Origin of the sequence: Mycobacterium sp., assembly GCF_032162605.1 — a bacterium.
Lineage (GTDB): Bacteria > Actinomycetota > Actinomycetes > Mycobacteriales > Mycobacteriaceae > Mycobacterium.
Genome location: NZ_JAVROT010000204.1, coordinates 1 through 5,839, shown reverse-complemented (window position 1 = coordinate 5,839; position 5,839 = coordinate 1). Strand labels below are relative to the sequence as shown.

Sequence of the window (5,839 nt, the reverse complement as noted above, 5' to 3'; positions counted from 1 at the left end):
CGCGCTGGAGGCGATAAGTACCACGCTCTTCGAGTACATCGACTGGATCTCGCAACAGGTCGTCGCCGTCTACGAGGAAGAGCGCGAACGATGGTTGGAGAACCAGAACAGCATCCGGGCACTGCGAGTCCGTGAGGTCGTCGCAGGAAAGAAGCAGGTCGACGTCGACGCGACCAGCGACTCGATCCGCTACCCGCTGCGGTGGCATCATGTCGCCGTCGTGCTGTGGTATTCGGACGAGGACGCGGGCGGTGACGAGCTCGCTCGGCTGCAGCGTTTCGTTCGTGAGCTTGGACAAGCCACCGACGTCGGCTCGAATCCGCTGTTCGCTGCCACTGACCAAACCAGCGGATGGGGATGGCTCCCGTACCGCGCGGCACCGCCGGACGCCGTCGACTCGGTGCGTGAGTTCACGAGCAAGCGGCCCGATTCGCCGAACGTCGCAATCGGCACGGTTGCCTCCGGCGTCGACGGATTCCGCCGGTCGCACCGCGAAGCACTGGCCGCGCGCGGTGTCGCGGTCGCTGCGGGTGCCGACGGACCGACCGTCGTCGCCGCCTCGGACCCCGGCTTGGCGGCGGCGGCGCTGCTCGGCGCCGACATCGGCGCGACCCAGGTCTGGGTGACCGACGTGCTGGGTGAGTTGTCGACAGACACCGAGAGCGATGCCCGCCTGCGCGAGACGCTCAGGGTCTTCCTTCGGTGCGGGTCGAGCTACAAACAGGCGGCCGAGGAACTGGACCTGCATTTCAACACCGTGAAATACCGGATCGGCCGGGCGGTCGCGAGGCGGGGTACCCCCATCGAGCTGGACCGTCTCGACGTCGAGCTCGCCCTCCTGGCTTGCCAGTGGTACGGGACGGCCGTGCTCCAGTCGGACGAGGCCTAGCCCGGTCAACCCGGTCATCTAGGGCCTACAACGAACGCAGCGGTTTTCGTTGTCGGAGGACAATGGCGATGAGGTTGTGCGAACCTAGCCTTTCCTGCATGGACGGCGACGTAGCGCGGCAACAAGTCGCAGAGATCGCGAAGGCGCTTTACGAGCGGACCGACGAACTCGCGACCGCGGTTGCGCACGCGATCGCCCGAGAAGTGCGGCTGTACAACGCCACCGCACCGGTGCCATTCGAGCTGGTTGTCGACGGCTGCGAGGCCAACATTCGGCAGGTCCTCGGCGCGATCGCCACCGACACCGAGTTCGACCCGACCGCGGCGACCGACTTGGGGACAGAACGCGCACGCGACGGTGTTCCGCTGGCCTCGGTGATGGAGGCGTACCGGGTCGGGTTTCGCGGGATATGGGACGCCGCCGTGAGCGAGGTGGCGAACCGTCCCCGTGCGAGCGGCGATACTCTGCGCGTACTGACTGCGAAAATACTTGCGGCCCAGGATGTCTTCACTACTGCCATGGCGGCCGCCTACCGAGCCGAACAGACCCGCCGACTTCTTGGCGACGTATCCGACCGCGAGGTCCTCATCGACTCGGTTTTGCACGGACGACTGTTCGAGCAGTCGAGCGTGTGGGAGGCCGCCGACTATCTGCGGCTGCCCGCCAAGGGCCCATATGTCGTGATAGCCGCCGAATCGCGTGTCGTCGGCACCGAAGCTCTGCCCGGAATCGAATCGAAGATGCGCAGCATGGACGTCTTCTCCGCGTGGCGACAGCTGCCCGACTTGCACGTCGGGATCGTGCACGTGAAGAGCGCCCAGCAGTTGGACAACGTGCTGGCTCTGGTGTCGCGGCTGGCCACCTGCCCTGTCGGAGTCAGCGCAAAGTTCGACGACCTGCGGGAGACCGCGCAGGCGCTGCGCTACGCGCGCGTGACGCTGCGCGGACGCCCGGACCAGGCGCCGCGGGTCACGCAGTTCGACGGCTCCATTCTGTCGACGGCCGCGGTCAGCGCTCCCGAGGTGATGGTGAAGCTCGTGACTCCCACGATCGATTGTTTCGCCGAACTTTCCCACGACGAGCGGGACATTCTGTTCGACACGTTCAGGGTGTGGTTGGAGAACGACGGATCCTTGCGCACCGCAGGCGAATTGCTCTTCTGCCATCCCAACACCGTCCGCTACCGGCTACACCGCATCGAACAACGAACCGGCCGTTCCCTGACCCGGCCGCGGGACGTCGCCGAGATCTCCTTGGCGTTCGAGGTTCATCGACTTCTCATGTGGCAGGCGGAGAATCCCGATGTCGGTCATTGCCACTCCAAGTGATTCCGGTATCAACGGTTTCGCGTGACGCAAGCCGCGCGCGTTGGCGGAATTCATTGTCGCGCCGCCCGGAAACCGCGTGATTGTTTCTGGATACAACATCCCAGGGGCTGCGGTGTTCTGCGCAACAACGACAGGGCGGCCCACAATCGAGACGATTGAACAGTCCCCGAAGCGGGGGCAGATGGAGTCGCAATGTCGAATCTCGCGCTCAATCTTGTTGCTAGCGCCGCGCGTATCCCTGATCGAACCGCGGCAATCACCGGCGAGCAGACGATGACCTACGCGGAATTGGAGGGTGCGTCTGCCCGGTTGGCCACACTGCTCGAGCGCGAAGGTATCGGCGTCGGAGATCGGGTCGGCGTGATGCTGCCGAACATCGCGGCCGCGCCGATCGCTTACTACGGCATCTGGCGGATGGGCGCCATCGCAGTGCCGATGAACCCGCTGATGCAGGCCCGCGAAGTTGCCTTCTACTTGTCCAACACCACCGCCAAGGCGCTGATCGGAACCCCGGCATTTGCCGGCCCGGCGACCGACGGCGCCCAGCGCGCCGCCGCGAAGTCATGGCTCGTCGACGACGCCGAGTTGGCCTGGTTGACCGCTGATCTGCCGGAGTACGGCAAACCGGTCGTGCGCGATGCGTCCGATACCGCGGTCGTGCTGCACACGTCGGGAACGACCGGCACGCCGAAGGGCGCCGAGCTGACCCACGGAAGCCTGGCGAGCAACCGGGACGTCATCGTGCGGCGCCTGCTGAAGCTGACGGAGCACGACGTCGTGCTCGCCTGCTTGCCGCTGTTCCACGTGTTCGGGATGACGTGCGCGATGAACGCCGCGATCGCCGCCGGTGCGGGGCTATCGTTGATGGCGCGCTTCGATCCGGCCAAGGCGATCGAGCGGATCGGCCGTGACCGCGTGACGGTCCTGGAGGCCGTGCCGACCATGTACTCGGCGCTGCTCACCGTTGCCGATCAGTTCTCGTCCGATGCGACGGCATCATTGCGCACCTGCGTATCCGGTGGCGCTGCGCTACCGGTTGCCGTCCTCAACGATTTCGAGAAGACGTTCGATGCCGTCATTCTCGAGGGCTATGGCTTGTCCGAGACCTCTCCGGTCGCAACGTTCAACCATCCCGATGCGGTGCGCAGGCCGGGATCGATCGGCACACCGATCGAAGGCGTGCAGGTGCGCCTGGTAAACGAAAACGGAAGTGAAGTCGCGACGGGGAGCCCGGGAGAGCTTCAGATCAAGGGTCCCAACGTCATGAAGGGATATTGGAACCTGCCCGAGGCAACCGAATCGTCGATCAAGGACGGTTGGTTCTCCACGGGCGACATCGCCGTCGTCGACGAGGACGGTTACTACTGGATCGTCGACCGCAAGAAGGACTTGATCATCCGCGGTGGATACAACGTGTACCCCCGTGAAATCGAAGAAGTACTGCACGAACATCCGGCGGTCGCCCAGGTCGCGGTGATCGGTATCGCACACGACTCTCTCGGCGAGGAAGTCGGAGCGGCAGTCGTGCTGAAGGCAGGCATAGCAGCGGCGACGGAAGATTTGCGACAGTTCGTCAGGGGGCGGGTAGCCGCGTACAAGTATCCCCGGCGAATCTGGTTCGTGGACAGCCTTCCCACGGGTCCGACCGGCAAGCTGTTGCGTCGCAAAGTAATACCACCAACCGAGGAGGCATAGTCAGCGTGGTAGCCACGACCAGCAAGGGCGCAGACGAACTGGCCGCACCCTTGGATCTGCTGTTGACCAGCTCGGCCGTCGGCGTGGCGGACAGGATGATGCCGAACACGGCGTGGAGCAGATTCGCGCTCAACCTCGCCAAACGGCCACGAACGCTGGCGTCGCGCGCCGGAACACTGGGCCGCGAGCTGCTCTCGATCGCCGAAGGCCAGTCCGAGCTAGCTCCTGCCAAGGGAGACAAGCGGTTCGCCGACCCCGCGTGGCGTGGCAACCCGGTGCTCCGGCGCACGATGCAGGCCTACCTTGCCGCCACCAACACTGTGGACCAGCTCTTTTCGGATGCCGGCCTCGATTGGCGCGACGCCGAGCGGATCCGGTTCGTATTGGACGTGCTCACCGAGGGACTTGCGCCAAGCAACAACCCCATTCTGAGCCCGCTGGGGTGGAAGGCATTGATCGACACGGGCGGGCAGAGCGCGGTCCGCGGCATGCGCCACTTCGTCTCGGACATGCTGTCGGCTCCCCGAGTGCCGTCGATGGTCGACCCGGATGCGTTCACGCTGGGAGAGACGATCGCGACCACCCCTGGATCGGTGGTCTACCGAACCAAGGAGTTCGAGCTGATCCAGTACGCGCCACAGACGGACGAGGTGTATGCGGTGCCCCTGCTGATGGTGCCGCCCGTGATCAACAAGTTCTACATCATGGACATCGCTCCTGGCCGGAGCATGATCGAGTACTTCGTTCGGCAGGGCGTGCAGGTGTTCGCCATCTCATGGCGAAACCCCACTGCAGAGGACAGGAATTGGGGATTCGACACGTACGGCCAAGCGATCCTGAACGCGCTGGAGGCCGTCGAGAAGATCACCCAGACAGATCGCACCCATCTCCAGGCCTCTTGTTCGGGCGGGATCCTTGCCTCGATGACCGCGGCGCATCTCAATGCCATCGGCGAGGGCCATCGGCTTGCCGGGTTGACGCTGATGGTCACGGTGCTCGATCAGCGGAAGGCGGGCTTCGCTTCGGCCGCCATCGACGAAGAGGCCGCCAACATCGCGATCGCGTTGTCCGCTCGACAGGGCTACCTGGATGGCCGATCGCTAGCGGAGGTGTTCGCATGGCTGCGGCCGACCGACCTCGTGTGGCGCTACTGGGTCAACAACTACATCGAAGGCAAGTCCCCGACGGCGTTCGACGTGCTCTTCTGGAACGCCGACACCACGCGGATGGCGGCCGCGCTGCACCGCGACATGATCACGATGGGACTTCACAACTCCCTCGTCACGCCAGGAGCCGTCAGCATGTTGGGCACGCCGGTCGACCTCAACCAACTGACCACCGATGCCTACGTGATCGCCGGGGTCGCCGACCACATCTCGCCGTGGCAGGCCTGCTATCGAAGCGCCAGGACGCTCGGCGTCAAGAACGTCCGTTTCGTGCTGTCCTCGAGCGGCCACATCGCTTCGCTAGTCAACCCGCCTGGGAATCCGAGGTCGAGCTATCGCGTCGCCGACGTGGACGAGCCCGATCCCGCGTTCTGGCTGGAGTCGGCCGACCAGCACACCGATTCCTGGTGGCCTGACTTCGTCGCCTGGCTCGGCGAACGCAGCGGCAAGAAGCAACCTGCCCCGGACGTCCTCGGCGGCGCAGGGATGGCGCCGCTAGAGCCCGCTCCGGGTAGCTACGTGCTGGAGCACTAGCACCATCGCCGTCGCGAAAGGCCTTCTATGACAACTATTCTCGATCAACCAGCCGACCTACTCGGACTGGTCGGACAAACTCTCGGCACAACCGAGTGGATGAAGGTCACGCAGCAACAGGTCGACCTGTTCGCCGACGCGACCGGCGACCGTCAATGGATCCACATCGACCCCGAGCGGGCGGCGAAGGGCCCGTTCAAGGGCACGATCGTGCATGACTACCTGAC

At 64.8% G+C, this 5,839-nt stretch carries 5 protein-coding genes; all 5 read left to right on the top strand.

The genetic code is table 11. The features are described 5' to 3' along the window. Positions 1–889: PucR family transcriptional regulator (locus QOI01_RS12825; RefSeq protein ID WP_526381434.1), on the top strand; the 889-nt coding region annotated here is incomplete at its 5' end. 98 nt (positions 890–987) lie between these two features. After that, a complete protein-coding gene (locus QOI01_RS12820; protein ID WP_526381433.1) occupies positions 988–2,217 on the top strand; it encodes a PucR family transcriptional regulator in 1,230 nt (409 codons plus the stop codon). A 192-nt stretch (positions 2,218–2,409) separates the two neighbouring features. Then, complete coding sequence (locus QOI01_RS12815) at positions 2,410–3,912, top strand: long-chain-fatty-acid--CoA ligase (RefSeq protein ID WP_526381431.1); 1,503 nt, start codon at positions 2,410–2,412, stop codon at positions 3,910–3,912. 5 nt (positions 3,913–3,917) lie between these two features. Further along, the gene (locus QOI01_RS12810; protein ID WP_526381429.1) at positions 3,918–5,612 is read left to right on the top strand and encodes a PHA/PHB synthase family protein; all 1,695 of its coding nucleotides are present in this window, start codon (positions 3,918–3,920) and stop codon (positions 5,610–5,612) included. 27 nt (positions 5,613–5,639) lie between these two features. Then, positions 5,640–5,839, top strand: a 200-nt coding sequence (locus tag QOI01_RS12805; protein WP_526381427.1) for a MaoC/PaaZ C-terminal domain-containing protein, incomplete at its 3' end; no start/stop codon positions are given.

Bases quoted from the DNA above. Each gene is read 5' to 3' on its own strand.
- QOI01_RS12820 (WP_526381433.1), top strand. From the start codon at position 988: ATGGACGGCGACGTAGCGCGGCAACAAGTCGCAGAGATCGCGAAGGCG.
- QOI01_RS12815 (WP_526381431.1), top strand. From the start codon at position 2,410: ATGTCGAATCTCGCGCTCAATCTTGTTGCTAGCGCCGCGCGTATCCCT.